This window comes from Paraburkholderia nemoris (genome assembly GCF_905221015.1).
GTDB lineage: Bacteria > Pseudomonadota > Gammaproteobacteria > Burkholderiales > Burkholderiaceae > Paraburkholderia > Paraburkholderia nemoris.
Window position 1 is genome coordinate 26818 of record NZ_CAJNBO010000038.1, and the last position, 26838, is coordinate 53655.

Sequence of the window (26838 nt, forward strand, 5' to 3'; positions counted from 1 at the left end):
AGTGAACAGGTCGACCGTAGAACATTGAGGGCCTCAAGTCATGCAACGAATGCAGCGAGTCGCAATCGGCCTGGTGGTGTGCGCGCTGAGCTTCGCAGCCTCCGCGCAGCAGCCCATCATCTATCCGGCCAACGGGCAGAGTCTCCAGAAGCAGAACACGGATACCGCCGAATGCCAGCTGTGGGCGAAGCAGACGACGGGCGTCGATCCGGTCGCGATTGCGCAGCAGTCCGGTCAACCGGGTGCTCCGCAGCAGCAAGGGGGAGCGATCAAGGGTGCAGCCGGCGGCGCCGCCCTTGGCGCAGCGGTCGGTGCGATCGCAGGCAACGCAGGCAAGGGCGCCGCGATTGGTGCGGTCACCGGGACGGCAGCTGGCGGCCTGCGGCAGCACCGCATGAATCAGGCCGCGGCCGGACAGCAGCAAGGCGGCCAGCAACAGGTCGCCCAGCAGATGGCGACGTTCAACCGCGCAGTCGCCGCGTGCATGACCGGCCGTGGGTACACGGTCCAGTAGACATCGATAGAGGCGGGAGAGACAGCCGTGAAAAAGAAATGCCTGCGTCTCGCGTTTGCCGCGCTCTGCTGGCTCGGATCGGCCTCGTTGTGGGCGGCCGACTTTGACGGCAGCAAGCCCCTGCTGTGCGCGACAGTAGATGCGCACGGGTGTGACGCTGGCGAGACTTGTCTGCGGGGCCTGCCGGCCGAACTCGGCATGCCGCAATTCCTGCGCATCGATTTCACCAGGAAGACGATAGCCGGGCCGCAGCGTACCACTCCCATCCGCTTTATCGAAACAGGCCAGAGCCAGATTTTCCTGCAGGGCACGGAGCGTGGCTTCGCGTGGACGATTGCGCTCGACAGGACAGACGGGACGATGACTGGCTCGCTCGTCAACAGTGAAGATGCCTATGTGCTGTTCGGTGCCTGCACGCCTGATAAGCCATGACGGGTGATGTCATGAAATGCACGCCGATGAATGCCTGCCTGAAACCATTGTCACTGGATGATTTGAGACTCGTGCTCGCCTGTGCAATGCTCGTACTTTGCGCTGGCTGCAGCAAACCGGCGACGCTGCCACCCGTTGGTGCCATCGAGGTGACCGTGATGAAGGTCGAGCCGCACGATACGCCGGTCGACTTCGAATTCACCGCGCAGACGCAGAGCTCACGCGAAGTCGAGATTCGGGCACGGGTTGACGGCTTTCTCGACAAGCGGGTCTACACCGAGGGGCAACTGGTCCATGCGGGGCAGACGCTTTTCCTGATGGACACCAAGCCGTTCGAAGCAGCGCTCCAGACTGCAAAGGGCGAACTCGCGCAGCAGCAGGCGAGGCTCTACGTGACGAAAGCCAATCTTGCTCGTGTGATACCGCTTGCCGCGCAGAACGCATTGAGCAAGAAGGATCTCGACGACGCGACCGGCAATGAAAAGCAGGCGGAAGCCGCGGTGATCGCCGCGCAAGGACAGGTGCAGACCGCGCAGCTCAACCTCGGCTATACGACGATCAAATCTCCGCTCGCGGGGTTGTCCAGTTTCGCCAGGCAGCAGGACGGCAGCTACGTGACCGCCGCCGCAACGGGCCTGCTCACCTACGTCTACCAGCTCGATCCGATGTGGGTCAACTTCAGCGTCTCTGAAAACGAGCTGCTCCGGTATCGCGACCAGATCCAGAAAAAGCAGCTGGTGTTTCCCGCCAGCAACGATTTCGAGGTCACCGTCGTGCTGGCCGATGGCACGGTGTTTCCTGCCCGCGGTCACATCAACTTCACGAACCCGGCCTTCAGCACGGAAACCGGCACGTTCCTCGTTCGTGCGTCGTTCGCGAATCCTGAGGGCAGTCTGCGCCCGGGGCAATTCGTCCGTGCGCGGGTCTCGGGCGCCGTGCGTCCGAATGCGATCCTCGTGCCGCAGCGCGCGGTGTTGCAGGGCGCGAAGAGCCACTTCGTGTGGGTGGTCGACAACGACTCGAAAGCGCATCAACGCGTGGTCGAAGTCGGCGAATGGCACGGTGACGACTGGTTCATCACCGAAGGGCTGAAACCAGGGGAGCGCGTCGTGGTCGATGGCGCCATCCGGGTCATCGCGGACGCGCCGCTGAAAATCACCGGGACGCCCAGTCCGCATCCTGGCGCCGGTGCGTTGCAGAGCGAAGCGCAGCATCTCGCCGCGCGCCAGTCCGAACGGACCATGACGAAGTAACCGGGCGCGCGAAATGAACATCTCCCATTTCTGCATCGAGCGCCCGATCTTTGCGTCTGTCATCTCGATCGTCATCACGCTGGGGGGCGCGCTGGCGATGCTGGCTCTGCCGATTGCGCAGTACCCCGACATCACGCCGCCGCAGATCACGATTTCCGCCACTTACCCGGGTGCGAGCGCGGACGTGGTCGCGAACAATGTGGCCGCGCCGATCGAGCAGCAGGTCAACGGCGCGGACAACATGATCTACATGAACTCGTCGAGTTCATCGACGGGCAATCTGACGATCAACGCCTTCTTCCAGATCGGCACCAACCCCGATCTTGCGCAGGTCGACGTGCAGAACCGCGTGAATCTGGCCTTGCCGCAACTGCCTTCGTCGGTGCAGTCGCAGGGCATCCAGGTTCAGAAGAAGTCGTCGGCGTTCATGATGGTCATCGCCATCTATTCGCCGAGCAACCGCTACGACGCTACCTATATTGCCAACTACGCGAACATCTATGTGCTCGATGCGCTCAAGCGCATTCCCGGTGCCAACCAGTCGAGTATCTTCGGCACGCCCGACTACGCGATGCGCATCTGGCTGAAACCCGATCGTATGGCACAACTGGGCATCACGGCGGGCGACGTGCAGAGAGCGGTGGCCAACCAGAACCAGCAGTTCGCCGTCGGCCGCCTCGGCCAGTCGCCGACCGGTACGCCGGTCGAGCAGTCGTTTGCGGTCACCACCACCGGTCGGCTGAGCGATCCGGCGCAGTTTGAAAACATCATTATCCGCGCGGCCAGCGGTGCCGCGGCGATCGTGCGGCTCAAGGACATCGGCCGCGCAGAACTCGGCCAGAAGGATTACTCGATCCGCAGCAAGTACCAGGGCAAGCCGGCCACGGTCATTGCGGTTTACCAGCAGCCGGGCGCTAACGCCCTTGACGTATCGAAGCAGGTGCACGCGACGCTTGCCAAGATGAAGAAGTCGTTCCCCGAAGGCATCGACTACAGCATCGCGATGGACACGACCGACTTCACCCGTGCGTCCATCTCCGACGTCGTCAAGACCTTTTTTGAAGCGCTCCTGCTCGTCGTGATCGTCGTGTTTGTGTTCCTGCAGAGCCTGCGCGCCACCGTGATTCCAGTGCTCGCGGTGCCCGTGTCGATTGTCGGCACCTTCATGGGAATGCTGGCAATGGGTTTCTCGATCAACATGCTGACGCTGTTCGGCATGGTGCTGGCGATCGGCATCGTGGTGGACGACGCCATTGTCGTGATTGAAATCGTCGAACGGAACATGAACGTGCACAAGCTGAGTCCGAGGGACGCCGCGAAACGCGCGATGGATGAGATCTCTGGTCCGATCGTGGCGATTACGCTCGTCCTGTGCGCGGTGTTCGTGCCAGTGGCGTTTCTCGGTGGGATTACCGGCCAGTTGTACAAGCAGTTCGCGATCACGATTGCGATTTCGGTTGTGTTCTCCACCATCGTCGCGCTCACGCTGTCGCCTGCGCTTGCCGCATTGCTGCTAAAACCCGTGCACCACGAAAAGCGTGGCTTCTTCAGGTGGTTCGATAACGCGTTTGGAAGGATCACGACCGGCTATTCGAATCTGGTGAAACTGGTCATCAAACGTTTCGCGGTCGCGCTATTACTGTTCGCCGGGATGATCGCGCTTGCGGTCGTCATGATGAGGACGATTCCCACGTCGTTCCTGCCGCCCGAGGACCAGGGTTATCTGCTGGGTGCAGTCATCATGCCGGACGCCGCGAGTCTCGATCGAACCGGCGAGGTCTCGCAGCACGTCACTGATTACTTCATGAAGCAGCCCGCGGTGAGCAGCGTGACGATCGTCGACGGTTTCAGCCTGCTCGACAGCCAGAACAAGAACAATGCAGGCGCGTTTTTTATCGGCTTCAAGAGCTTCGATGAACGCTACAAGTTTGCCAACATCAAGACGCAGAATGCGCGGGCCGTGCTGATCGATGCGTACGAAAACCTCTCGAAAGTGAAGGAGGGGATCATCCTGCCGGTCAACCCGCCGTCGATTCCGGGACTTGGAACCACTGGTGGTACCGAGATGTGGATTCAGGCCCAGGGCGACGCCACCATCGCGCAACTGGCCCAGGTGGTGGACGATTTTGTCACGAAGGCTAAAACGCGGCCCGAACTGGCGCGCGTGACGTCGACCTTCAATGCGTCGTCCCAGCAGTTGCTGGTCGACGTGGACCGCGACAGGTCAGAGACACTGGGTGTGCCGATCGAGGAGGTGTACAGCGCGATGCAGACGATGTTCGGCTCGCTGTACGTGTCGCAGTTCAACCGTTCGAGCCGGCTGTGGCAGGTCATCCTGCAGGCCGAGCCGTCGTACCGGCTCACGCCGCAGGATCTCGACCAGATCTTCGTGCGCAGCAAGACCGGCAGCATGGTGCCGCTCAAGGCAGTGGTGACGTCCCGCTTTGTCACCGGCCCCGATCTGGTGACGCGGTTCAACAATTTCCCGGCGGTGAAGGTCACCGCCAATGCGGCGCCCGGCTACAGCTCGGGGCAGGTGATCGCCGCGCTTGATGAAGTCGCCCAACAGGTGCTGCCCGACGACTATGGCGTGGGGTGGAGCGGCGAGGCCTACGAAGCAAAACAGGCCGGCGGTACCTCAGGGCTGGTGTTCGTGTTCGGTCTGGTGATGGTGTTCCTGATCCTTGCCGCGCAATACGAGAAGTGGAGTTTGCCATTTGGCGTGCTGTTGGCGGTGCCTTTCGCGCTGTTCGGTGCGCTGCTCGCCATCCTGCTGCGCGGCCTCCAGAACGATGTCTACTTCCAGATCGGGCTGACGATGCTGATCGCGCTGGCGGCGAAGAATGCGATCCTGATTTTCGAGTTCGCGGTGCTGAACCGCGAGGCGGGGAAATCGGTGTACGACTCCGCCGTCATGGCTGCGAGCGAGCGGCTGCGCCCGATCGTGATGACGTCGTTCTCGTTCATCCTTGGCTGCGTCCCGCTCGCGATCGCGCTCGGCGCGTCGGCGAACAGTCGGCATTCGATTGGCACGGGTGTGATCGGCGGCATGCTCGGCGCAACCGTGATCGCGGTGTTCTTCATCCCGATGTTCTTTTACGTGCTTGAGTCGATTTCGGAGAAGATGGGCGGCAAGAAGACACCTGGGGCAAGCAGCGGAGCCGGGGGACAGGAGCCGGCGCCCGTTGTGCAACCGGGCCCGGGCGGCCCGTCGATCACGCCGTCCGCGCGGCATGGGGATGACTGACATGCGCGGCCGAGCGTCCCTGCTGCGTCTGGGGCCTGCATTGCCCTTAGTGCTGGCACTGGGCGGCTGTCTGCTCGGCCCCGACTACGTGCGGCCCAACGTGGCGACGCCCGCAACCTATCGTTTCGCAACCAGCGAAGCGGTCGACGTCGCCAATACGCGCTGGTGGGAACAATTTCAGGATCCGGTGTTGAACGATCTGATCCTGGCCGCGCTTGCGGACAACAAGGATGTGAAGATCGCCGCCGCTCGCGTCGACCAGTTTCTCGGACAGTTCGTCACGACCCGCTCGGCGCTGTTTCCGCAGCTCAGCGCCGGCTTCGACGCGTCCCGCCAGCGTGCCTCGCAGGCCGGCCCCACACCGTTGCCGCCCGGTGTCGGGCCGGTGTTCAACGAGTTTCAGGCGCCGTTGATGGTCGCGTGGGAAATCGACCTGTTCGGCCGGGTGCGGCGTGAGACCGAATCGGCGCGCGCGAGCCTGCTTGCGAGCGAGGAGGGGCGTCGCGCGACGATCCTGTCGCTGGTTGCCTCAGTTGCCACCGCCTACATCAATCTGCGCGATCTCGATGCGCAACTGGTGATCGCCAAGGCGACGACAGACAGCCGCGCCGGCTCGGTGAAAGTCTTCCAGGCACGGTTTTCAGGTGGCGACGTCTCGCAGATGGAGCTCGCGCAAAGCCAGTCGGAATACGAGGCGTCGCTCGCGACGATTCCGCAGATCGAGACGCAGATTGCCCAGCAGGAGGACGCCCTCTCGGTCCTGCTCGGCCGCAATCCCGGCCCGATCCTGCGCGGCCGCGAACTGACCGAACTAGCGGTGCCCGCTGTACCTGCGGGTCTGCCGTCCGACCTGCTCGAGCGCCGCCCCGATCTGCTGCAGGCCGAGCAAAACCTGATCGCCGCGAATGCATTGATCGGCGCCGCGCGCGCGCTGTACTTTCCGTCAATTTCGCTGACGGGTCTGTTTGGATCGGTCAGCGGGCAGTTCTCGAAACTGTTCACCAGTCCCGCTCGCGTCTGGTCGTATGCCGGCTCGCTGACGGTGCCGATCTTTACCGCGGGCAGTATCAGCGGTCAGGTAAAGCAGGCGGAAGCGCAGCAGCAACAGGCGCTGGTCCAGTATCAGCAGTCGATCCAGGTAGCGTTCCAGGAAGTCGACGATGCACTGATCGCCCTGCAAAAGTCACGCGAGCAACTCGTCGTGCAAGGGCGTCAGATGGATGCATTGCGCACCTATTCACGGCTCGCGCGGCTGCGTTACGAAGGGGGCTACACAAGCTACATCGAGGTGCTGGACGCGGAGCGCAGTCTCTTCAACGCGCAACTCAGCTATACGCAAACCAATGGCGTGGTGTTCAACTCCCTGATTGGTCTCTACAAGGCAATGGGAGGCGGGTGGGTTGTACAGGCCGAGGGCATGACAGGCCAGGTGATGCAACAGGGCGCTGTGGTGCGTGGAAAGAATGAAGCCGCGACGGAGCAGCCGCAATGACAACCGAGCGCCTCATCGCCTGCCACGAATGCGATCTGCTGCAACGTGAAGCGCCGTTGACAGGTGAGGGCGTGCTGCGATGCTGCCGCTGTCGCGCGGAGCTGTACCGCAACCATCCGGACAGCCTCGACCGGGCGCTGGCCTTCACGCTCACATCGATCGTGCTGTTCGTGATCGCCAATGTGTATCCGGTCGTCGGCCTGTCGGTCAATGGCGATCTGGTCGAGACGACCTTGCTGGGCGCCGTTCGCGTGCTGTACAGCGACGGCATGTGGCCGATCGCGGGGCTCGTGCTCGCGACGACATTCCTGATGCCGCTGCTGCAGATGACCAGCATGGCGTACATGCTGGTGCCACTGCGGCTTCATCGCACGCCGTATCGGGCCGACGTCGTGTTTCGCCTCATGCATCTGGCGCAGCCGTGGGGCATGACGGAGGTCCTGATCCTCGGCATGCTGGTGGCGCTGGTCAAGCTGGCGCATATCGCCAGTGTCGTGCCGGGTGTGGCGCTCTGGTCGTTCGGCACGCTCATGCTGCTGCTCGCGGCCGCCAGCTCCGCATTCGATCCCCACGAGCTCTGGCAGCGAATGGGTGACCGCCACAGCGGCGCACCGGATCCCGATCAGCTCGCGGCGCCGTCCGCACGCACGGCAATGGCTAGCGGTCTGATGACATGCCACAGTTGCGGGTTGCTGGTGAAGTCGGACGCGCATGTGTACGACGCCAGCTGTCCGCGGTGCGGTTCGCATCTTCACGCGCGCAAACCGGCGAGCTACGCACGCACGTGGGCGTTCCTGATCGCTGCGATGGTGCTTTACATCCCGGCAAACATGCTGCCTGTCATGAATACGAGTTCGCTGTTCGGTGCGCAAAAAGACACGATTCTGAGCGGCGTGGTCTACCTCTGGACGTCCGGATCGTGGCCGCTCGCCGTCATTGTGTTTATCGCGAGCATCGCTGTTCCGATGCTCAAGATCATGGCGATCATGTACCTCGTCGTCTCGACGCAGCGGCGCTCAGTCGCGCTACTGCAGCAGAGAACGCGTATCTACCGGCTGGTGGAGCTCGTCGGGCGCTGGTCCATGCTCGATATCTATGTGATCACCATTCTCGTCGCACTCGTCCAGTTCAATGCGCTAGCGACCATCCAGGCTGGGCCGGCCGCCGTTGCGTTTGGCGCGGTGGTCGTGCTGACGATGTTCGCGGCCATGTCGTTCGACCCGCGTCTGATCTGGGACGCGAAGGAGGCTCATCATGGCTAACCCTCCCGACCGGCCAGAGCCGCCCGATCTCCCCGAAGCGGTGGCCACGCCCCGCTCGCGCTGGCGCATGCAGATCGTCTGGCTGGTGCCGATCATTGCGGTGCTGATCGGCGGCTGGCTGGCCGTGAAGGCCGTCCTCGAGCAGGGGCCGACGGTCACCATCAGCTTCGCGACCGGTGAAGGTCTCGAAGCCGGCAAGACCAAGATCAAGTTCAAGAACGTGGACGTCGGCGTAATCAAGAGCGTGACCTTGTCGAGCGACCACCGCAGCGTCATCGCAACGGCTGAGCTTGTCAAGGACGCCTCGAACATGCTGGTCGACGATACGCGCTTCTGGGTCGTGCGCCCGCGCATTTCCGGGGGCACGGTTTCGGGCATCAGCACGCTGCTGTCCGGTTCGTTCATCGGCATGGATCTGGGCGCCTCGACGAAGTCGCGGCGCGACTATGTCGGACTCGAGTCGCCGCCGGTTTTTGCCAGCGGCGTACCGGGACGAGAGTTCGTGCTGAAGAGCGAGGATATGGGCTCGCTCGATATCGGCTCTCCCGTCTTCTTCAGACGCCTGCAGGTCGGACAGATCACCTCGTATTCGCTCGACGCAGACGGCAAGGGCGTCACGCTGCGGGTCTTCATCAACGCCCCCTATGACAAGTACGTGCAGAGCGATACACGCTTCTGGCATGCAAGCGGCGTCGACGTGTCGCTGGGTACCGATGGCGTCAAGGTCAACACGCAATCGGCGGTCGCGATCCTGATCGGCGGCCTTGCGTTCCAGACGCCGGATGAGACAACCAGTCAGCCCGAGGCTGCCGTTCGTACCGAATTTATGCTGTTCCACGATCGTACGGAGGCGATGAAGCGTCACGATCGCATCGTCGATACCTATGTATTCAATTTCAACGACTCGGTGCGCGGGTTGACGGTCGGGGCACCGGTCGATTTCCGCGGCATCGTGGTGGGCGAGGTGGCGGCAATCTATACGCGCTTCGATCCCGTCAACAAGCTGTTCAGTATTCCGGTCGAGGTGCGTCTTTATCCGGAGCGCTTCACGTCGCGTTACAAGTCGGGTGCGACCGGAGGCAGGCTCGCATCGGATCCCCACCAGATGGCGGAATGGCTGGTCGAGCACGGCTTGCGCGCGCAGCTGCGAACCGGAAACCTGCTGACCGGACAACTGTATGTCGCGCTCGACTTTTTCCCCGCCGCGCCCAAAGCCGAGGTTAACTGGAACACGACGCCGCCGGAAATTCCGACCGTGCCAGGCGGGCTGCAATCGCTGCAGGATTCGGTGACCAGTCTGGTCGCCAAGCTGAACAAGATCCCGTTCGAAGGGATCGGCAAGGACGCACAAAAGACGCTGGCCGACGCGGATGTACTCCTCAAACAGTTGAACACCGAGGTGATGCCGCAGGCGAAGGACACGCTCGCGGCCGCGCAGACGGCGCTGAACTCGGCGAACGGTGCGTTGCAACCGAACTCGCAGTTGCAGCAGGGCACCGCCGATGCGATGCGTGAACTCGCGCGCACTGCGGCGGCATTCCGCACGCTGGCGGATTACCTCGAACGTCATCCTGAGGCGCTGATTCGAGGCAAACCGGGGGATAACAAGTGATGCGCTTATTCTTACTCCTCGCAATCGCGCTGGCTGTCGTTGCGCTGGCTGGTTGTGCCTCGCCAAAGGCGGACTTCTACACATTGAGTCCGGAGGCACCGCGCGAAAGTGCGGACCCTGTCACGTCGATTGCTGTGCTGATCGTGTCTGTCACTGTGCCCGAACTCGTCGACCGGCCGCAGATCGTGGTGCGCGCCGGCGCCAATCAGGTGACGATCGACGAATTCGCCCGCTGGGCAGACTCATTGAAGAGCCAGATCCCGCGTGTGATTGCCGCCGATGTCGCGCAGGATCTGAATAGCCCGCGCGTGTCGGCCTACCCGATGGCCGGAGATCAGGCCGCGGTTTATCGTGTGCAGATCGACGTCCAGCGCTTTGACGCCACGCTCGGCGATGCGGTGACGGTGGATGCGTTGTGGTCGGTTTCGCCGCCCGGCAAACGTGCGCCGCTCAGCGGTCGCAGCACCGTGCGCGAGCCCTGTGCCGGCGCCGGCTACGATGCGGTGGCGGCCGCCTACAGCCGGGCCTTCGCCACAATCAGCCGCGATATCTCCACTTCGATCCGCTCGGCGGCATCGCCCTGAAACACCGCAGGGGCGATGCAGTCGGAGACGCATTGCGTCCAGGAGGACGCCGCATGGCAAAGTTGCTGATCGATGTGGTCATTTTTCTGGCGGCGGCGCTGATTGCCGTGCCGCTGGCGATCCGGCTTGGCTTCGGCTCCGTGCTCGGCTATCTGGTCGCGGGTGTCATGATCGGTCCGTGGGTGTTGAAGCTGGTGACCGACGTTGACGCGATCCTCCATTTCTCCGAACTGGGCATCGTGCTGATGATGTTCGTCATCGGGCTTGAAATGCATGTCGCAAAGCTCTGGGCGATGCGCCGCACGATCTTCGGCTATGGCGGGATCCAGATGGCGCTTTGCGCCGCGCTCCTGACGACAATTTTTATCGCGTTCGGCTCGTCATGGCGGATCGGGTTGACGGGTGGCCTTGCGCTTGCGTTGTCGTCGACCGCGATGGTGATCGCCGAGCTCCAGCAACGCAAGTTGATGGATACGCCGGCCGGGCGTGCCGGCTTTGGCATCCTGCTGTTCCAGGACATGGCAGCGATCCCGCTGATAGCGCTGTTGCCTTTGCTCGGACCGGCTACGGCCGATGGCACCGCGGAACCAGGGTGGCTCGTGACTGTGAAAGCACTGGCCATGCTTGCTGCGGTGGCGCTCGCCGGCCGCTTTCTGCTGCGCTATGCCCTTCGTGCGATCGCGCGTACCGGCGTGCCTGAGATCTTCACCGCATTTGCGCTGCTCTGGGTGATCGGCATTGCGCTGCTCATGGAGGGCGTCCATCTGTCGATGTCGCTGGGCGCGTTTCTCGCGGGCGTGCTGCTTGCCGATTCTGAGTACCGTCACGAGGTCGAGTCCGACATGGCGCCTTTCAAGGGACTGCTGCTTGGACTGTTCTTCATCGCCGTCGGCATGTCGATCGATTTCGGCGTGCTGACGCGCGAACCGCTGCGAATCGTGGTTCTGGTGGTAGCGCTGGTCTTCATCAAGACGGCGGCAATGTGGCTTCTGGCGACCCGGTTTCAGGTACCGGGCACGCAACGCGCGTACTTTGCGATCCTGCTGTCGCAGGGTGGCGAGTTCGCGTTCGTGGTGCTGGCCGCTTCATTCGCGGCGCGCGTGATCGATCAGCGCCTGTCATCGCTCGTCACGCTCGTGGTCGCGCTGTCGATGGTCACCACCCCGGTGCTGCTCCTTGCCCACAACCGGCTATGGTTGCCACGTGTTGAAAGGCATGCGAAGGCCTCTGCGTCGCGCAAGCCTTAGTTTTACCAGCCGCTTGTTCCGGATCGTCCGGAACAGGCGCACCGATGCAAAGTAGTCGGTTCAAAAGGAGCCGTTCAATAGACACCGCCTTTCCGACGGGCAGGAAACTGGCAGAAATCGTCTGCCATGTCGTCGTGTTCGCGGCCTGCGCAACGATTTTGTGCCGACCACATCAGGAGGTGACCGTGAGAATTCTGGTCATGCTGGCGTGCGTAATGCTCTCATCGAGCGCATTCGCCGAGTGCAGCACTAGCGCAACTGGCCGGACCGTTTGCAACAACGGACAGACGGCCGGCGGCTATAACCCGAACACTGGTAACGCCTTTAAGGCTCAGAAGAATCAGGCCGGAGTAACTACGACCCAGACAAGCAAGGGCGGAGAAGCGAAGACCAGGAACGGAAAGGGCATATACAGGAGCCCGGGTGGCAAAACATGCATCAAAACGGCTAATCATCAGGGCTGCAATTGAAAACCTGCGATTGGGAACGGGCCCAATGCGGTGGCTACAGGCATAAATACGGAGAGACTCTTGCGAGACCCGGTGCAAGCGCAAAATTGTCGAACTGGCGAGTGCGGGGGAACGGGACGACACGTCCGATTGCCAGCACGCCTCAAGGCGGAATGGCGAGCGGCATGTTTTTGTCGCTCTTTGCTGGGCAGGAGCGTGACGGCCGACCTGTCGCTGGCCGCGACGGTCTACGCTCAGGGGCTGGAACCGCATGCCTGGTCATCTTCTCCTGTAGGAACCGACTACGTCGTCGGCACGTGTGGGCACGTGAAAGGCCAGGGTTGTGGACACATCTAACCGGTTGAGAGGGTTGCAGTGCTTAGCGATACAGAGGGATCGTCCGAAAACCTGTCGTCGCCCCGGCTTCCTGCAAGACGGAGTGCGACGCTGCGCGGATGTCATTGGGCGTCAACGGCGTGGGGGCAGCGGCGCTTTCTGACCCAAAAGGCGGACATCGATGAGTAGCTCGACGTGCCGGCTAGTCCTGGCTGTCAACGCTCTGCTGGGCAAAGCGATGGCGCGCTGCGGGCGGCCCATCCTGGACAAGGTCTGTCTTATCGCGCGACTGTTGCTGGTCGGAGCAACCATGACGGCTATAGTCGCGCAGGCGGAACCTCCCGTTGTTCGTTCGAACGCTGACCTGACCGTCGAACAGGTGCGGCGCACGGCCCGGGAAGCAGAGGTCCGCAAGGATATCGATGTGCCCACCAAGGCACGCATCGCGGAACTGTCCCGCGCGGCGCTCGCGGATCTGGAGCGAGTTCCCGAGCTGCGTGCCCAGGCGGAGACCTATCGTCAGTTGATGCGCGATACGCCGGACCAGATTCGTGACCTGGAGCGGACGCTGGAAAGGCTGCGCTCTGAGTCGGACCAGGTGATTTCCGCCCCTTCGAGTTCGGGCAGCACGCTTAATGAACTGGAGCAGGTGCTGGCCCAGACCGAGACTCGCCAGGCTGCGGCGCGCGCCGAACTCGCGGGGCTCGACTTCGAAATCGATCGTATCGATACGGAGCCCGCGGAGTTGCGCAACACGCAGCGCGAGGCGCAGGCCGGTCTGGAGCGGTTGCGCGAAGAGATTCAGACTGCTGCAGGTGCATCACGTCAGTCGTTGCTCGCGCAGACAGAGTTACAGGCGAAGCGGGCCACGCTGCTGGTTCGCCAGGCTGAGGCTGAAGTCTTGCGCGACCGCATCGATGCGCAACCTGTGTTAGCGCGTCTGACGCAACTGCGGCAGGCTGTTATTCGGGCACAATTGCAGCGCGGCGATACTGACCTGAAGCAGCTGGTGGCGCTGGTCGACCAGCGTCGGGTAGATGACGCACGGCGGGCCGAGGAGGACGCGGCCGGGCGCCAACGGCAGTTGGTGAGCCGCAGTCCCTCCTTGAGTCGATTGGCGGCAGCCAATGTGCAAACCTCTGCACAGCTTGCCGGGACGGCCAAGGAAATCGAGTCATTACGGCAAGCTCGCGATCAGCGCGCTGCAGAGGCGCAGAACCTGGAGGTCGATTTTCAGCGCGCACGCCTGCGTCTGGAGCGCAGCAAGCTCACGGAATCAATGGCACGGGTTCTCGCGGAGCGCGCTGCCGCGCTGCCTGAAGCGGAGCAGTTCCGTCGCGCGCGCGGCGAACGGGCGCGCGCCGCCGAGTCGATCGCCGCGGCTGCCTTCCAGGTCGAGCGTGAGCAACGTCACCTCGCAAACCCGGACCAGGAGATCGACACCATCATGCGCAACGAGGCTGCGCGCACGCAGCCGGCCGAAGTGGTGACCCTGCGCGACGAGGCTGGTGTCCTGATTGCTGACCGCAAGGAACTGCTTGATCGGCTATCGACTTCGCAGCGAACCTATCTGAACACGCTGGACGAACTTGTCACTGCGGAGGACCAGCTCCTGAACACGGCGCAAGACTATCGCAGCCTGATCGACAAAGCGTTGTTCTGGGTGCCTGTGGCCCCCTTGTCCGTACGGTCCTTCAGTGATCTACCGCAGGCGCTGCTGCTGCTGGCCTCGCCAGAGGGCTGGCGCGAGGTGGGCGAAACCATTGAGGCCCAGGCGCAGCAACGCTCGCTGCAAGTGCTGGTCCTGTCTGGCGCGGTACTCGCCGCCCTTGTCGCGCGAAAGCGGCTGCTTGTGCGGCTGCAGCGCCTGGATGAGTGCAAGGATGCGGCGGGCGATCGCAACGTTGCTGCCACTGTGCAGGCCCTTGGCACAACCCTGCTCGTCGTCGCGCCGCTGCCGCTGGCGATCTGGACGATCGGCAACCTGATCGTCGCCTCGTCCACGGCTTCGGAATTTGCCAATGCCATCGGCGAGGGGCTCGGCCTGACTGCGTGGGGGGTACTCGTAGGGATGTTCTTCTCGAGGCTGTTTCGTCGAGATGGCATTGCCGAGCGGCATTTCGGACGCGACGCCCGGTCAGTGCGGGTGTTGCGCCGTGCATCACGCGTGTTCACGTTCCTCGTGGTACCGCTTGGCTTCGTTAACCTGAGCGCGTCCCACTTCGATGATCCCATCGTGCGGGCCTCGCTGGGGCGGCTAAGCCATATGCTGGCGCTTATCGTATGCACTGCAGTGATCAGCCTGACCTTCCGGCCGGGTGGCCCCGTTCTCACGCAGCACTTCAGTCCAGGCGCAGAGGACCGGGGCGCGATAGTGAAATATGCCGCCTACGTGTTCGCCTGTATGGTGCCGCTATCCCTTGCGGTACTGTCAGCGGTTGGCTTTTACAATGCTGCGCAGGTCTTCGGCCGGCTCACGCTGATCAGTTGCCTGACTGTGGCAGCGATCGCGCTGTTCCATACGCTGACAGCGCGCTGGCTGCACGACCGGCGCGACGAGCTTGAGCGCGCGCGGACGCAGGGCATGGATCGGGAGGCAGAAGTCCTCATCGACGGGGCGCGCAAGAACCTGGAGCGCCCCGACCTGGCCTCGATCGGAGCCCAGGCGACGCGGCTGTTGCGTGCGTTATCCGCCGTACTGCTGGTGGTTGCCGTGCTGGTGGTCTGGCACGGAGCATTGCCGGGTCTGAGCCTGCTGAACGAAATTTCTCTCTGGACCTATGCCGATGTCGAGGAGGGGCAAACGGTTGAGCGCGCCGTCACCCTCGGGGGCGTGATGCTCGCCCTGACGATAGGATTTATCGCAGTCATTGCGGTCAAAAACATCGGCGGCTTCCTTGATATCGCGTTCCCAGAACGGGCACGGCTCTCGGGCGGCAGCCGCTATGCCATCAGAACCGTGGCCCGCTACGTCATTGTGGGTGGAGCGGTGATGACGGTGTTTAGTGTGCTGGGCGGCAGTTGGTCCCGGATTCAATGGCTGGTCGCGGCCATGGGCGTGGGCCTCGGCTTCGGTCTGCAGGAGATCTTTGCAAATTTCGTCTCTGGTTTGATCATATTGTTCGAGCGGCCGATCCGCATCGGCGATACCGTGACCGTCGCAGACGTGACCGGCGTCGTGACCCGTGTGCAGGCACGCGCCACGACAGTGACCGACTTCGATCGCAAGGAAGTGGTGATACCGAACAAGACCGTGATCACGGAGCGCGTCACCAACTGGACGCTGAGTGATCACATCACGCGGGTGGTGCTGAAGGTCGGCGTCGCCTACGGATCCGACACTGCGGCTACGTGCGAATCGATCCTGAACGCAGTGCGCTCAGTGCCCTATGTTCTCACCAATCCCGCCCCTAGCGCATTCTTCCACGCTTTCGGTGACAGTTCCCTCGATTTTGAGGCGCGTTTCTTTGTCGAGGGCGTGAATCAACGAATTCCCGCCACCCACGATGTGCTCACGGCGATCGAACGTGAGTTGCGGCAGGCGGGAATTGAAATTCCGTTCCCGCAGCGCGATGTGCATCTCAAGTCCGCACTCCCGGCGCTGACGGCGCGCGACGCGGTACAGGCGAAAGAGAATGCTGCTGCAGCGGGTGCGACTGGCTCCGGAAAATCAGTGATTCATAAACCTTAGTTATGCTTATTATTTTACGATATCAAACAAGTCCACATGCAAACCGGGTATCCCCCTGGTGTGGTCCCGTTGGATGCCGGCGAGGGAAGACTGGCAGTGATCATTTAGGGCGTCCGAGGCAACGTGACGGGCTGGGGGCGGATCGCATTACTCTGGCCCGAATCACAGCTTCTCGCGACAGAGAGCAAGGAGGTAGCAACGCTGCGCCGAAATACAAGCATCACTGATTGAAATACGGCTGGCATAGCCAGCCTGTTTCAGGCCGATCGGGCGATTGCCCGTGACGTTCCCGCAGTCCCCTGTGATATCAAGAGGAGGTAGTCATGGAATCGGGTTCTGATTGCTGCAAGACATGTCATCCAGATGACAATGGCCGGCGAGTGTGGCTGAGGAGAGGGCTGAGCGCGGGCGCGATTGCATTGCTGGCCGGGATTGGATGTGGGCCGGGTGTTGCGGAGGCTGCCCTCACCCAGGCGCAACGTGATGCGCTGACGCCTGATCAGATCATCGAGATAATGAAGAAAGGCAATGAGCGGTTCCGTTCAGGCAGGATGAAGCCGCAGGATTTCCTCGCGCAGAAGCGGGCAAGTGCGTCCGGCCAGTATCCCGCCGCTGTCATCCTGAGCTGCATTGATTCTCGTGCACCCGCGGAGATCATTCTCGACATTGGCATCGGGGATACCTTCAATGCACGGGTCGCCGGTAACGTCTCCAATCCGGATATGCTCGGCAGCATGGAGTTCGCCTGCGCGGTAGCCGGTGCGAAAGTCATCCTGGTGATGGGGCACACGGCGTGCGGAGCCATCAAGGGCGCCATCGATAACGTGCAGCTGGGAAATCTCACGGGGTTGCTCGAAAGCATCAAGCCTGCCATCGAGATGACGCAGTATGGAGGTGAGCGCACCAGCAAGAACGCCGGATTTGTCGATGCGGTGGCTCAGTCGAACGTACGCCATACCATCGACGTCGTCCGTAGCAATAGCTCGATCCTGGCGGATCTCGAGAAGAACGGGAAACTCAGAATCGTCGGGGCGATGTACGACCTGAACAACGGGAAGGTGAGTTTCATGAGCTGACGGGTTCGCGTGCCACGCCGGTCGCGGGCCGCTCATCGCCTCGACCGCGAGGAGTGAAAAATCGATGCCTCGATTGCCAACGCCACCGCTGGACGATGTGGGTGCCCATAGCGATCGCATCGTCCCGGGCGTGATCTCCGCCTTGGGGGAAGTCTCTCGCATGCATCAGGAGAACGCCATGAGCCCTACCAATGATGCCGCGAGTGTCATACTGAGGTAGACTGAAGAAAGTGGAGATCAATGTTTCGTAGAATGAGCGAAACGGAGATCAGATGAATCGAGTACCGAAGGGCAGCTACACGAAGGAGTTTCGCGAACAGGCGGTGAAGCTGGTTCTTGTCGATGGGCTATCGCAGCGGGAAGCGGCGGCCCGACTATCTTTGTCGGTAAAAACGCTGAGCGCAAAGGGACTCTGGTGAAGGTAGGCGAGACGCAAAAGCCGCCGAGCGAGCTGGAAGCGGAATTGGCGCGTGTCAAACGTGAGCTGGCAACGGTCACGATGGAACGCGACATTTGAAAAAGCGACGGTCTATTTCGCGAAGGAGTCCCGGTGAAATACGACCGGATCGAAGCGATGCGACAGGACTACCCAATCGCCGTGCTGTGCCGGGTGTTTGAGCTAGGGGTCAGCAGCTATTACGCCTGGCGCCGGCGCTCCGAATCGCCGCGTGCATGGGAGAACGCCCGCCTTGAAGTCGAGATTGCAGCGGCTCACGAACGAACCCGGCGGACATATGGACGCGAGCGATTGCAGGCAGATCTGCTCGATCAAGGCGTGCCCGTTGGCCTTCACTGCATCAGGCGCATTCATACCAAACTGGGACTTCGTTGCAAGCCTGGTTGTATCTTGCCGGCATCAAGGATCGGACCCGTTTGAACGCCTGCTTCAGGTTCTCTCTCGTCAGCGCTGCTTCCAGCAGCGTTGACCCTGTGTCCCCGGATTCATGACGCGGGCAGCAGGCTTCGTCGCTCACGTGTACACGCGCAGCTTCACCGCGTGCTACTCCCACTCGCCCCGCTTGCACGGGCATCTGACGCATTACCTGTCGCATCGACATGACGTTGAACACTCCTTCCCGTTTGGCCCTTCGCCACCAGCCTCAGCCTCATCTGCCTGTCCTGTGACTACTACGACCTCTGCTGACTTCTCGCTCCGGCTCGACGCCGCTGCCCTTTCAGGCATGAGGCGAGATCTCCCCATACATGGACGCCCCCGGTATGCCAAGCTTTCGATTCGTGATGGTTTGAAGGTAAGGATTGCACCCGTACATCCGGACTTCAAATGCAGCTTGCGCCGCTGTCCCTGATGGGTTTTGCTGGTTGACGCCTCAATCGGGTAAGCGCACCCGAGGTGCCTTGGGGAGAGCGGGCTTTGCCAACCACGGTCCGACCTGTCTTGCCATCACTTCATGATTGCCTGAGCAATCGGTAAAGAGAATTGTCCTGTGTGTTGTCCGTCGCTACTACGATTCTCTAAAGCCGACCCGATTACGCCGCCGCATCAGCTTGTGCAGCCAGCTGCTTTCGTCAGCTCTCTGCTGTGCCCTGAAGAGCAACGACCTGGCACCATGGATCAGCATCGTGCGCAGGTATGAATCGCCTCTTTTACTCATGCCCAGCAATACGTTTTTGCCGCCGCTTGAATGTTGCCGGGGTACCAGTCCAAGCCACGCCGCGAGCTGTCGTCCGTTGTCGAAGTTCTTCGCGTCCCCGATAGTGGCAACCAGCGCACTTGCCGTGATCGGCCCGATGCCCGGAATCTTTTCAAGTTTGCAACTCGCCTCATTGGCCCGGTGCCATGCCCTGATTTGAACCTCCAGTTCGCCAGCCTGCCTGTCGAGCTCCTTAAGATGATCCATAAGCCGCTCCACGAGCAGCCGGAACGAGCCGGTAAGCTCATTCGAGGCATCTTCGATCAACTCCGGCACGCGCTTGGCAAGGTTGGCGATTCCTTGCGGGATCACAAGGCCGAACTCGGCAAGCAGGCCGCAGATGTGGTTGGCTTGCGCAGTACGCGCCTTTACAAAGCTCTGGCGCACACGGTGCAATGCCAGTACCGATTGCTGCTCGGCATTCTTGATCGGCACAACCCGCATGTTCGGTCGCGCCACGGCCTCGCAAATTGCTTCAGCATCTGCGGCATCGTTTTTGTTGGTCTTGACGTAGGGCTTCACGAATTGCGGCGCCATCAGGCGCACCGTGTGACCCTTCGTCTGCAGCTTGCGTGCCCAATGGTGGGCACTACCGCAGGCCTCCATCCCGATCAGGCAAGGCGGCAGGTTGACGAAGAAAGTGGCCAACTGGTCGCGCTTGACCTGCCTCTTCAGTACTGCGTGGCCATGCCCGTCAACCCCGTGAACCTGAAACACGTTTTTTGCCAGGTCGATACCAACGGTTGTAATCTTCATGATGGGCGCCCCTCTCGGTTCAAGTGGTTGACTAACGCTTCCACTTTGGCACATCGATGCCGTGACGGGTGGGGGCTTCCATCCCATTGGGTAAGAACGCACTCCTTCACTGCACAACCGCCGGATCTACGTCACCGTCCCTTGATCACGGGAGCTTTGCGGTTACATGCCGGCTTGCCCTGATCGGTAATGCCTTCTATCCGGTTCTTGTCCATCGGCTCGCAGTTTCGCTCCACGCTTCCTCCCCACGCCCGGTCGCCCTCACGCAGTTGCGCTTCGCTTCGCTCGCTGTGATCAACTCGCGATGGGACTTGCACCCACTGGAGTGCGCCCATGCTGCGTATTCCACGCAAAGAGAACAGCCATTCCAGGGCAAAGTGAATCGTGATTCCACGGCAAAGCGAACAAGGATTCCACGCCATCGCGAACAAGCGGAGCGCAGCGACGCGGGACCTTTACCTTTTTACTCGGACTGCGGCTTTGCAGTCAATCGACTGCGCGTCTTGCGCAGCGATTCGCCCGCGAGGGTGATGCGATGAGCGTTGTGCACCAGCCGGTCAAGGATCGCGCCGGCGACGGTGGGTTCGCCGATTGCCTCATGCCAGTGGTCCACCGGGATCTGGGAGGTAGCGAGCGTGGATCGGTGTCCGTGCCGGTCATCGAGCACCTCCAGCAGGTCGCGCCGCGCGGAATCGGTCAGCGGCGCCATGGCCAGATCGTCGAGAATCACGAGAGCGGTCTTGGCAAGTTGTGCGAGCCATCGCGCGTAGCGCCCGCTACCGTGTGCGATCGCCAGTTCCTCGTTCAGTTTCGGCATGCGCAGATAGCAGGCGGAGAACCCCTGGCGGCACGTCTGGATGGCGAAGGCGCAACCCAACCAACTCTTGCCGAGCCCAGTCGGGCCAACCAGGATCAGGTTCTGCCTCTCCCGAAGCCACTCACCGGTCAGCAGTCGGGCGGTGAGCGCCCGGTCCAGGCCGCGGGCGGTGCGATAGTCGATGTCCTCGGGCGACGCGTCGGGCACCTTCAGTCTGGCCCGGCGCAGCCGGGCCGCCGTTTGTCGCGAGTCACGTTCACTGGATTCACGCTCGACCAGCAGCCCCAGACGTTCTTCAAAGCCCAGCCGGTCAATGCCGTCCTGGGACTGTTGCTCGGCAAGCGCCGCCGCCATGCCGGGCAGGCGCAGCGCGTGCAGTTTGTCGACAGTGGGATGATGCAGCATATAGACTCCCTTTCAGCTTCAGTGGTAGTACGAAGGCCCGCGCACATTGGCATGCACAAGCGGCAGGTCGGCCTGCCCGGTAGCGGGTTCGGGCTCCCGGTCCAGGCCGTTCTTCAGCGTCGAGTCAATGAACTTGTAGGTCGGCGCTTTCAGATCGATAGCGCGGCGGCAGGCAGCTTCGAGCCGGTCGCGCCCGTAGTCCTTGCCCATGCGCAGCACGCCCAGACAGGTGCGATACGACTGCTGGGGGTGCTTGCGGGCACCCAGCAGGTGCTGGATGACGGCCGCCGTATGCGGGCCGATGTCGGCGGCCCAGTTGCGCAGCCGCTCCGGGTCCCAGCCCTTGGCGAGCGCCAGGTGCTCCGGCGGCATGTGCGCGTCGATCGTGGTGTGGTAGCGACGGCGAGCGCTTTTGCCGTGAGCGGCAATGCGTTGCCCGCGATGGAAGATCTCGACGGTGTTGGTCGTGTGGCGCACGTCGACCTGTTCGCGCGCGTAGCGATACGGCACCGAGTAATAGTGCTGCTCAAGCTCGACGTGATAGTCCGGCCCGATACGCGCGACCTTCCACTCCGCGTACTGATAGGGCTGCTCGGGCAACGGCCTGAGTGCCGGGCGATCGATTTCGTCGAAGACACTACGGCGGGAGCCGGGCAATTTCTTGAAGGGCCGGTTGTTCAGATCGCTCAGCAATGCGGCGACTGCCCGGTTGGCCTCGTCCAGGCTGAAGAAGCGCTGGTTGCGCAGGCGGGCGAGGACCCATCTCTGCACCAGGAGGACCGATAACTCTGCTTTCGGCTTGTCCCTCGGTTTCTTCTGCGAGCCGGGATCACAGCCACGGAGTAATGCCGGGCCATTTCCTGGTAGGTTGGATTGATGTCCGGATCGTAGAACCCCGGCTTGTGGACGCCCGATTTCAGGTTGTCAGGGACCAGTATCTCGACTAATGAGCAGGTTCCGCTAATGCGAAGGAACGCAGCGGAATCCGCGCCATTGCTGGCGCCAGGTTGCCGGTTCCTTCACATTATCTCGATGGTGCGATCCTAGAGGGTGCGACCAGTCGTTTAAGGAGGCGCACCATGTCCGATCTGCAAACAAAGCACGATACGTTGCTCGACAAACTCAAGCAGCATCTGGTAGCCGAGCGATATTGTGTCCACATCCGCAATCGCTATCTGGCAGTCGCGGCAAACTTCCTCCGCTTTCTCGACAGGCGTCGAATTTGCGTTGACGCTACGCAGCCGTCACACATATCGGCGTACCTTCAATGTGAACTGCGGCGTTTCCGGCACCGCCACGGTCATTCGCCCCTCTCCGCTCGGGGCTGGAGAGCCTCGCATACCACCGGCATTCATCAATTACTGCGTTTGGCGATTGGCAAGTGGCCACCCGATCCGCCGACTTCCAGCGTAAATGCGAAGTTTGATCGGGCACTGTGCATGGAATACGGTCAATGGCTTCGGGAGTGGCGAGGGCTTGCAACCGAAACGGTCGACGGCCATCTTGCCGAAGCACAACGATTCCTGTGCCAGCATGGGCGGTGCAAAGGTGCCGACACGTTGATGCATATGACGATCACAGACATCGATGTCTACCTGCAAAGCCGTGTTTCGTCACTGCGTCGCGTATCACGTAAAGATATCGCATTACGGCTTCGCAGCTTCGTTCGCTATCTGTATGACACGGGGCGTACCGGGCATGATCTTTCTCAATTCATCATTGTTCCAAGGATATATGCGCGTGAGTCCATTCCGTCGACACTACGCCCCGCTGACATCAGCGCAGTCTTGCGCTTCACACGCGAGGACCGGTCCCCAACGGGGCTACGTGACTACGCCATTCTGATGATGCTGTCGAAGTATGGAATACGTGCAGGAGAAATCGCACGACTGCGTCTGGAAGATATCGATTGGAGAGCTGATCGATTTTGCATTCGCCATACCAAGACCGGATCGCAGTCCATTTTACCGTTGCTTCCGAGTGTGGGTGAAGCTCTGCTTGACTACTTGCGACGAGGACGACCAATCACAAATGTGCGCGAGATATTTGTTCGCGCACGTGCTCCTTATCGCGGATTTCGCAATGGTTCCAGCTTATACACACCAGTGCGCCGGCGACTTGAATCGGCCGGCGTGCATCCAACAGGCAAACGCGGGCCGCACGCATTTCGACATGCACGTGCTGTCAGCCTGCTTCGTGCCGACGTTTCAGTAAAAACGATCGGGGACCTATTGGGACACCGCTCAGCGGAATCTACGGGGGCTTATCTGAAGTTGGCGACGGAGCATCTGCGAGCTGTAGCTCTTGAGGTTCCGAACATGGAGAAGCAGCCATGAAGCCAATCTGGCCTGATACTGACCGTCGTTGCGTCGACCGCTTTATCTGGGGGTTGGGAACCCGAAACGCAACGACCACGAAGGTTTACCGATGCATCCTATCGGGCTTCCAGCGGTTTGTCATGCAGCGCGCGTGTGCGCGATCGATGAACAAACAAATGATCAGTGCATGGTTGCACGAACGGGCTACACAATGGCCTATGCACATAGTTTTTCATCGCGCACGTCTCGTCGACCGGTTCCTCGATTTCCTCGTAAGTGAGGGCTCGATTGCGAATAATCCGTTGCGTGAACTGCGAATCGAATATGGGCAACGAACGACTACGCCCGTAGTACGAGCGCTACTATCATCCTCCCCAGAAACGGCGCTCGATGCATTACGTCTACCTCAACGCTTTGGAAGCTTTCTCGGGCCACTCATGCGCGATCACGTCACGTTAATGCGAGCCATGGGCTACCGTTACGAGACGCAAGCAAACCGCTTCGCATATTTCGATCGCTATTTGCAGAAGAACCCGGGACTGGAGGGGCAACCGCTGGCCGTCCTTCTACGAGATTGGCATGCCATACGGCCGACGCCCGAGCATGCGTGGCTGTGCCAGGAGCTGGGTCGCGATCTCGCCAAGGCGTTGCGCCGCTTCGATCCAATGCTTGTCATACCCAAGCCCGACCTTCGCCTTCGCCAGCAATTGAAACAACAGCGACGAGGTCCCTACATCTATACGGAACAGGAAGTACAACGCATCCTCGAAACCGCGCAGCAGTACCCCTCGCCGTGCGCACCTCTTCGCCCCATGAGCCTGTATACAATGCTCGTTCTTGCATATTGCACCGGTCTACGTCTGGGCGAGATCGTAGGTCTCAACCTCGGTGACGTTCATCTCGATGTGGGCGAGATCGATATTCGCGAGACGAAGTTTTTTAAATCGAGGACACTACCGGTTTCAAACAGCGTCGCAGTTGTACTGCACGAGTATGTGAATGCCCGGCGACGGGCGGGCGCGCCGCAGCAAGCCGAGTCAGGACTGTTCTGGCATCAACAACGAGCCGGACGCTACTCCTATGTGATGACCGAGAAGCTTCTGACACGTGTACTGCGCCTCTCTCGTGTAAAGCCTGATAGAGGCGGGCTTGGGCCACGCATCCATGATCTTCGCCACACATTTGTCGCAAATCGGATGCTTGCATGGTATCGCGAGGGCATCAATCCCCAGGCACGGCTTCCTTATCTCGCCACATATCTCGGTCACAGGGACATTAATTCCACCTTGGTCTATTTGACCATCACCCAGGAGCTCCTGCAACAGGCAGGGGCTCGCTTTCGTTCTTTCGGCGCGCACAGTCTGCACGTCGATGAAGGAGTGGACGATGAAACCGATTGATCCGTTGCCTGGATTGCTGCAAGAATTTTTTTGCAGATACATGCTGGAACAGCGCAACCTCTCAACACACACGGTGCGATCCTATCGGGATACCTGGAGATTGTTCCTGCGTTTTTCGGCTACAAGACACAATCGTGCAGTAGCCAAACTTGTGTTCGATGACCTTACTGCCGCCATGGTAGGAGCCTTCTTGCAGCAATGCGAGCAGGAGCGCAAGGTGACGATCGGTACTCGAAACTGCCGACTGGCAGCTTTGCACGCCTTCTTTTCTTTTGCCGCTGAACGGGAGCCCGTATACGCTGCGCAGTGCAACGCAGTACTGCGCATTCCCACCAAGCGTGCAGCAGTTCGCGCGCCATGCTACCTTGATCCGGATGAAGTTGATGCCATTATTTTGCAGCCTGATCGCACAGTACTCGAGGGCCAACGCGATCATGCTCTGCTTTGCTTTCTCTACAACACGGGCGCACGGATCCAGGAAGCGCTCGATGTTTGCCCGCAAAGCATCCGCTTCGATCCACCGTCGTACGTGCGGCTGATCGGCAAAGGAAATAAAGAGCGGCTTTGTCCACTATGGCCAGAAACCGTTCTCGTACTTAAAGCACTGCTCAAGCGACAACCCTGTCCGGATAACGAACCTATTTTCGTCAATCGCTATGGCACTCCTCTGGGTGCGTCCGGGGTTCGCTACAAGCTTGCGCAGTACGTTCAGGCGGCCGCCAAGACAGTCCCAACTTTGTCTTCGAAGCACGTTTCTCCGCACAGTTTCCGACATGCGGCGGCCGTCCACCTCGTAGCGGCGGGCGTCGACGTCACCGTGATCCGCAGCTGGCTCGGCCACGTGAGCCTCGACACCACCAATCACTATGCACAGGCAAATCTGGCTACGAAACGCGCTGCGCTTGAGCGTCTCGAACCCGCTTCAAAGATGCATAGACCACCGCGATGGCAACGCGACGCAGATCTACTCGCGTGGCTAGATTCACTTTGAGCCGCTGAGTAATGTGAAGGAACCGGCAACCTGGCGCCAGCAACGGCGCGGATTCCGCTGCGTTCCTTCGCATTAGCGGAACCTGCTCATTAGTCGAGAAATCACCAGCTGGTGATTTCTCGACCAGACCGTTATAGAACGCGAAGGCGCGCACGTGGGAGCCGATCCAGTCTGGAAGCTGCGGGGTCCAGGTGAGCGCCGCAAACGTAAGCCCGGACACGCCGAGCGCAGCGACGAACAGCTCGGCCTCGCGGATTTCACTAGTGTTCGGGTTGATGATGCCCAGCTTCTTGCCCGAGTAGTCGACGAACAGCTTCTGACCCGGCACGTGCGTTTGCCGCATCGTGACCGGAAGCCGCTGCGCCCATTCCTGGTATGCCTTGCAGAACCAGCTGTAGCCGCAGCCGTCCGGATGCTGCGCCTTGTATTCCTGCCACAGCAGATCGAGCGTGACGCCTTTCCTGCCGATCTCGCGATGCACAGTCGGCCAGTCCGGCATGCCGCGCGTTGGCTCGCGCCGCGCCGGCGGCGGATACAGTCTCGCCTCGAGCGCCGCGTCGTCCGTCAGCAGTTCCGGTGGCAGCGGCCAGCTCAGCCCTGCCAGCCGCGTGCGGCGCAGGTAATGCCACACCGTCGTTGTCGAGGTACCGACCGCGTCGGCGATTTCCCTCTGATTGCGGTCACACTCGAAATGCAACCGCAGCACTTCCCTGATTTTGCGCATGGTCAACCTGACATTTGCCATTCGGCACTCCCGACAAAACTGTCGATCGTGCCACCGTTGACCCGCGTCGCCGCCACCTCAAATTCCTGTTCGCGATGGCGTGGAAACCCTGTTCTTTTTGCCGTGGAATCGGCGTTCACTTTGCCGTGGAAACCCTGTTCACTTTGGCGTGGAATATTCACCCATGCTGGGCGCGCATGCAAAAATCGGAGAGAGATGAACTCTCTCCGATTATTTTTTACCACTGGTAACCTGCGCCCACGGTGACACCTACATTGCCGTTGCTGTTGGTGTTGCCAGAGATTTTTGTGACCCACTTATTGTCGCGTGTCACGTACGAGATGCCGAGCGCCATGCCAGTCTGTCCGCTGTAACGTGAACCCGCCATGGCGACCATCGCCTTGCCAGGTTGCGTAGGCTGCGGCAGCCCGGCGACGGCCATTGCCGCGGCAGTGCCGGCGGAAGCACTCTTCGCGACGTCGTTGATCTGATTCTGTACGCCGGCAATCTGCTGATTGGTGTAGCTGTTAGCCTGCTGTACGCCCTGTGCAACCGAACTGTTCAGCTGGCCAACGTTGAC

General features: G+C 61.1%; 19 protein-coding genes and 4 pseudogenes. 16 read left to right on the plus strand and 7 right to left on the minus strand.

Annotation, left to right across the window (positions count from 1 at the left end; all coding sequences use genetic code 11):
* Nucleotides 1-40 precede the first annotated feature (40 nt).
* From KHO33_RS36770 to KHO33_RS36830, 13 genes are all read left to right on the plus strand, one after another.
* Complete coding sequence (locus KHO33_RS36770) at nucleotides 41-514, plus strand: YMGG-like glycine zipper-containing protein (RefSeq protein WP_200567671.1); 474 nt, start codon at nucleotides 41-43, stop codon at nucleotides 512-514.
* 27 nt (nucleotides 515-541) lie between these two features.
* A complete protein-coding gene (locus KHO33_RS36775) occupies nucleotides 542-946 on the plus strand; it encodes a hypothetical protein (RefSeq protein ID WP_200567672.1) in 405 nt (134 codons plus the stop codon).
* Between the two features lie 11 nt (nucleotides 947-957).
* Nucleotides 958-2199, plus strand: a complete 1242-nt coding sequence (locus KHO33_RS36780) for an efflux RND transporter periplasmic adaptor subunit (RefSeq protein ID WP_200567692.1) — start codon at nucleotides 958-960, stop codon at nucleotides 2197-2199.
* A 13-nt stretch (nucleotides 2200-2212) separates the two neighbouring features.
* The gene (locus KHO33_RS36785; protein ID WP_200567673.1) at nucleotides 2213-5446 is read left to right on the plus strand and encodes an efflux RND transporter permease subunit; all 3234 of its coding nucleotides are present in this window, start codon (nucleotides 2213-2215) and stop codon (nucleotides 5444-5446) included.
* Between the two features lies 1 nt (nucleotide 5447).
* A complete protein-coding gene (locus KHO33_RS36790; protein WP_200567674.1) occupies nucleotides 5448-6938 on the plus strand; it encodes an efflux transporter outer membrane subunit in 1491 nt (496 codons plus the stop codon).
* Nucleotides 6935-8200, plus strand: a complete 1266-nt coding sequence (locus KHO33_RS36795; protein ID WP_200567675.1) for a paraquat-inducible protein A — start codon at nucleotides 6935-6937, stop codon at nucleotides 8198-8200. Before KHO33_RS36790 ends, KHO33_RS36795 begins: the two co-directional genes overlap by 4 nt.
* Complete coding sequence (locus KHO33_RS36800) at nucleotides 8193-9812, plus strand: PqiB family protein (RefSeq protein WP_200567676.1); 1620 nt, start codon at nucleotides 8193-8195, stop codon at nucleotides 9810-9812. Before KHO33_RS36795 ends, KHO33_RS36800 begins: the two co-directional genes overlap by 8 nt.
* Entirely contained in the window at nucleotides 9812-10396 is a 585-nt protein-coding gene (locus tag KHO33_RS36805; protein WP_234480842.1) for a PqiC family protein, read from the plus strand. Before KHO33_RS36800 ends, KHO33_RS36805 begins: the two co-directional genes overlap by 1 nt.
* Nucleotides 10397-10449: 53 nt before the next feature.
* On the plus strand, nucleotides 10450-11643 hold the full coding sequence (locus KHO33_RS36810) for a monovalent cation:proton antiporter-2 (CPA2) family protein (RefSeq protein WP_200567678.1): 1194 nt from the start codon (nucleotides 10450-10452) through the stop codon (nucleotides 11641-11643).
* A gap of 966 nt (nucleotides 11644-12609) precedes the next feature.
* A complete protein-coding gene (locus tag KHO33_RS36815; protein WP_200567679.1) occupies nucleotides 12610-16119 on the plus strand; it encodes a mechanosensitive ion channel domain-containing protein in 3510 nt (1169 codons plus the stop codon).
* A gap of 323 nt (nucleotides 16120-16442) precedes the next feature.
* Nucleotides 16443-17195, plus strand: a complete 753-nt coding sequence (locus KHO33_RS36820; protein WP_200567680.1) for a carbonic anhydrase family protein — start codon at nucleotides 16443-16445, stop codon at nucleotides 17193-17195.
* 272 nt (nucleotides 17196-17467) lie between these two features.
* Nucleotides 17468-17614: a response regulator transcription factor gene (locus tag KHO33_RS36825; protein ID WP_200567681.1), complete on the plus strand. Its 147-nt coding sequence runs from the start codon at nucleotides 17468-17470 to the stop codon at nucleotides 17612-17614.
* Nucleotides 17615-17769: 155 nt separating this feature from the next.
* On the plus strand, nucleotides 17770-18072 hold the full coding sequence (locus KHO33_RS36830) for an IS3 family transposase (protein WP_234480847.1): 303 nt from the start codon (nucleotides 17770-17772) through the stop codon (nucleotides 18070-18072).
* Here KHO33_RS36830 and KHO33_RS42370 read toward each other — a convergent pair.
* The 4 genes and pseudogenes from KHO33_RS42370 to KHO33_RS36845 all read right to left on the minus strand — a co-directional run.
* A pseudogene (locus KHO33_RS42370) lies at nucleotides 18056-18253 on the minus strand (group II intron reverse transcriptase/maturase); the annotation flags it as partial. The gene KHO33_RS36830 and the pseudogene KHO33_RS42370 sit on opposite strands and share 17 nt — an antisense overlap.
* Nucleotides 18254-18682: 429 nt before the next feature.
* Nucleotides 18683-19603, minus strand: a pseudogene (locus KHO33_RS36835) (IS110 family RNA-guided transposase); the annotation flags it as partial.
* Nucleotides 19604-20066: 463 nt separating this feature from the next.
* Complete coding sequence (gene istB, locus KHO33_RS36840) at nucleotides 20067-20825, minus strand: IS21-like element helper ATPase IstB (protein ID WP_200567684.1); 759 nt, start codon at nucleotides 20823-20825, stop codon at nucleotides 20067-20069.
* A gap of 18 nt (nucleotides 20826-20843) precedes the next feature.
* Nucleotides 20844-21763 (minus strand): annotated as a pseudogene (locus KHO33_RS36845) (Mu transposase domain-containing protein); the annotation flags it as partial.
* 141 nt (nucleotides 21764-21904) lie between these two features.
* Here KHO33_RS36845 and KHO33_RS36850 point away from each other — a divergent pair.
* Genes KHO33_RS36850 through KHO33_RS36860 form a run of 3 tightly spaced genes read left to right on the plus strand, consistent with a single transcriptional unit; the run spans nucleotide 21905 to nucleotide 25534 of the window.
* A complete protein-coding gene (locus KHO33_RS36850) occupies nucleotides 21905-23161 on the plus strand; it encodes a site-specific integrase (RefSeq protein ID WP_200567685.1) in 1257 nt (418 codons plus the stop codon).
* Nucleotides 23158-24543, plus strand: a complete 1386-nt coding sequence (locus KHO33_RS36855) for a tyrosine-type recombinase/integrase (RefSeq protein ID WP_200567686.1) — start codon at nucleotides 23158-23160, stop codon at nucleotides 24541-24543. Before KHO33_RS36850 ends, KHO33_RS36855 begins: the two co-directional genes overlap by 4 nt.
* Entirely contained in the window at nucleotides 24530-25534 is a 1005-nt protein-coding gene (locus KHO33_RS36860) for a tyrosine-type recombinase/integrase (RefSeq protein WP_200567687.1), read from the plus strand. Before KHO33_RS36855 ends, KHO33_RS36860 begins: the two co-directional genes overlap by 14 nt.
* Before the next feature lie 124 nt (nucleotides 25535-25658).
* On the opposite strand, the pseudogene KHO33_RS36865 reads toward KHO33_RS36860, so the two are convergent.
* The 3 genes and pseudogenes from KHO33_RS36865 to KHO33_RS36875 form a co-directional block, all read right to left on the minus strand.
* A pseudogene (locus KHO33_RS36865) lies at nucleotides 25659-26279 on the minus strand (IS21 family transposase); the annotation flags it as partial.
* Nucleotides 26261-26503, minus strand: coding sequence for a hypothetical protein (locus tag KHO33_RS36870; protein ID WP_200567689.1), 243 nt, complete (start codon nucleotides 26501-26503; stop codon nucleotides 26261-26263). The pseudogene KHO33_RS36865 and the gene KHO33_RS36870, both read right to left, overlap by 19 nt.
* The coding region (locus KHO33_RS36875; RefSeq protein WP_200567690.1) for a YadA C-terminal domain-containing protein at nucleotides 26497-26838 on the minus strand (342 nt) is incomplete at its 5' end. The genes KHO33_RS36875 and KHO33_RS36870, both read right to left, overlap by 7 nt.

What these genes read in the sequence shown, in the direction of transcription:
- istB (WP_200567684.1), bottom strand. Translation starts at nt 20,825, where the DNA reads ATGCTGCATCATCCCACTGTCGACAAACTGCACGCGCTGCGCCTGCCC.
- KHO33_RS36830 (WP_234480847.1), top strand. Translation starts at nt 17,770, where the DNA reads ATGCGACAGGACTACCCAATCGCCGTGCTGTGCCGGGTGTTTGAGCTA.
- KHO33_RS36815 (WP_200567679.1), top strand. Translation starts at nt 12,610, where the DNA reads ATGAGTAGCTCGACGTGCCGGCTAGTCCTGGCTGTCAACGCTCTGCTG.
- KHO33_RS36805 (WP_234480842.1), top strand. Translation starts at nt 9,812, where the DNA reads ATGCGCTTATTCTTACTCCTCGCAATCGCGCTGGCTGTCGTTGCGCTG.
- KHO33_RS36770 (WP_200567671.1), top strand. Translation starts at nt 41, where the DNA reads ATGCAACGAATGCAGCGAGTCGCAATCGGCCTGGTGGTGTGCGCGCTG.
- KHO33_RS36820 (WP_200567680.1), top strand. Translation starts at nt 16,443, where the DNA reads ATGGAATCGGGTTCTGATTGCTGCAAGACATGTCATCCAGATGACAAT.
- KHO33_RS36785 (WP_200567673.1), top strand. Translation starts at nt 2,213, where the DNA reads ATGAACATCTCCCATTTCTGCATCGAGCGCCCGATCTTTGCGTCTGTC.
- KHO33_RS36855 (WP_200567686.1), top strand. Translation starts at nt 23,158, where the DNA reads ATGAAGCCAATCTGGCCTGATACTGACCGTCGTTGCGTCGACCGCTTT.
- KHO33_RS36795 (WP_200567675.1), top strand. Translation starts at nt 6,935, where the DNA reads ATGACAACCGAGCGCCTCATCGCCTGCCACGAATGCGATCTGCTGCAA.
- KHO33_RS36780 (WP_200567692.1), top strand. Translation starts at nt 958, where the DNA reads ATGAAATGCACGCCGATGAATGCCTGCCTGAAACCATTGTCACTGGAT.
- KHO33_RS36825 (WP_200567681.1), top strand. Translation starts at nt 17,468, where the DNA reads ATGAATCGAGTACCGAAGGGCAGCTACACGAAGGAGTTTCGCGAACAG.
- KHO33_RS36800 (WP_200567676.1), top strand. Translation starts at nt 8,193, where the DNA reads ATGGCTAACCCTCCCGACCGGCCAGAGCCGCCCGATCTCCCCGAAGCG.
- KHO33_RS36810 (WP_200567678.1), top strand. Translation starts at nt 10,450, where the DNA reads ATGGCAAAGTTGCTGATCGATGTGGTCATTTTTCTGGCGGCGGCGCTG.
- KHO33_RS36790 (WP_200567674.1), top strand. Translation starts at nt 5,448, where the DNA reads ATGCGCGGCCGAGCGTCCCTGCTGCGTCTGGGGCCTGCATTGCCCTTA.
- KHO33_RS36850 (WP_200567685.1), top strand. Translation starts at nt 21,905, where the DNA reads ATGTCCGATCTGCAAACAAAGCACGATACGTTGCTCGACAAACTCAAG.
- KHO33_RS36860 (WP_200567687.1), top strand. Translation starts at nt 24,530, where the DNA reads ATGAAACCGATTGATCCGTTGCCTGGATTGCTGCAAGAATTTTTTTGC.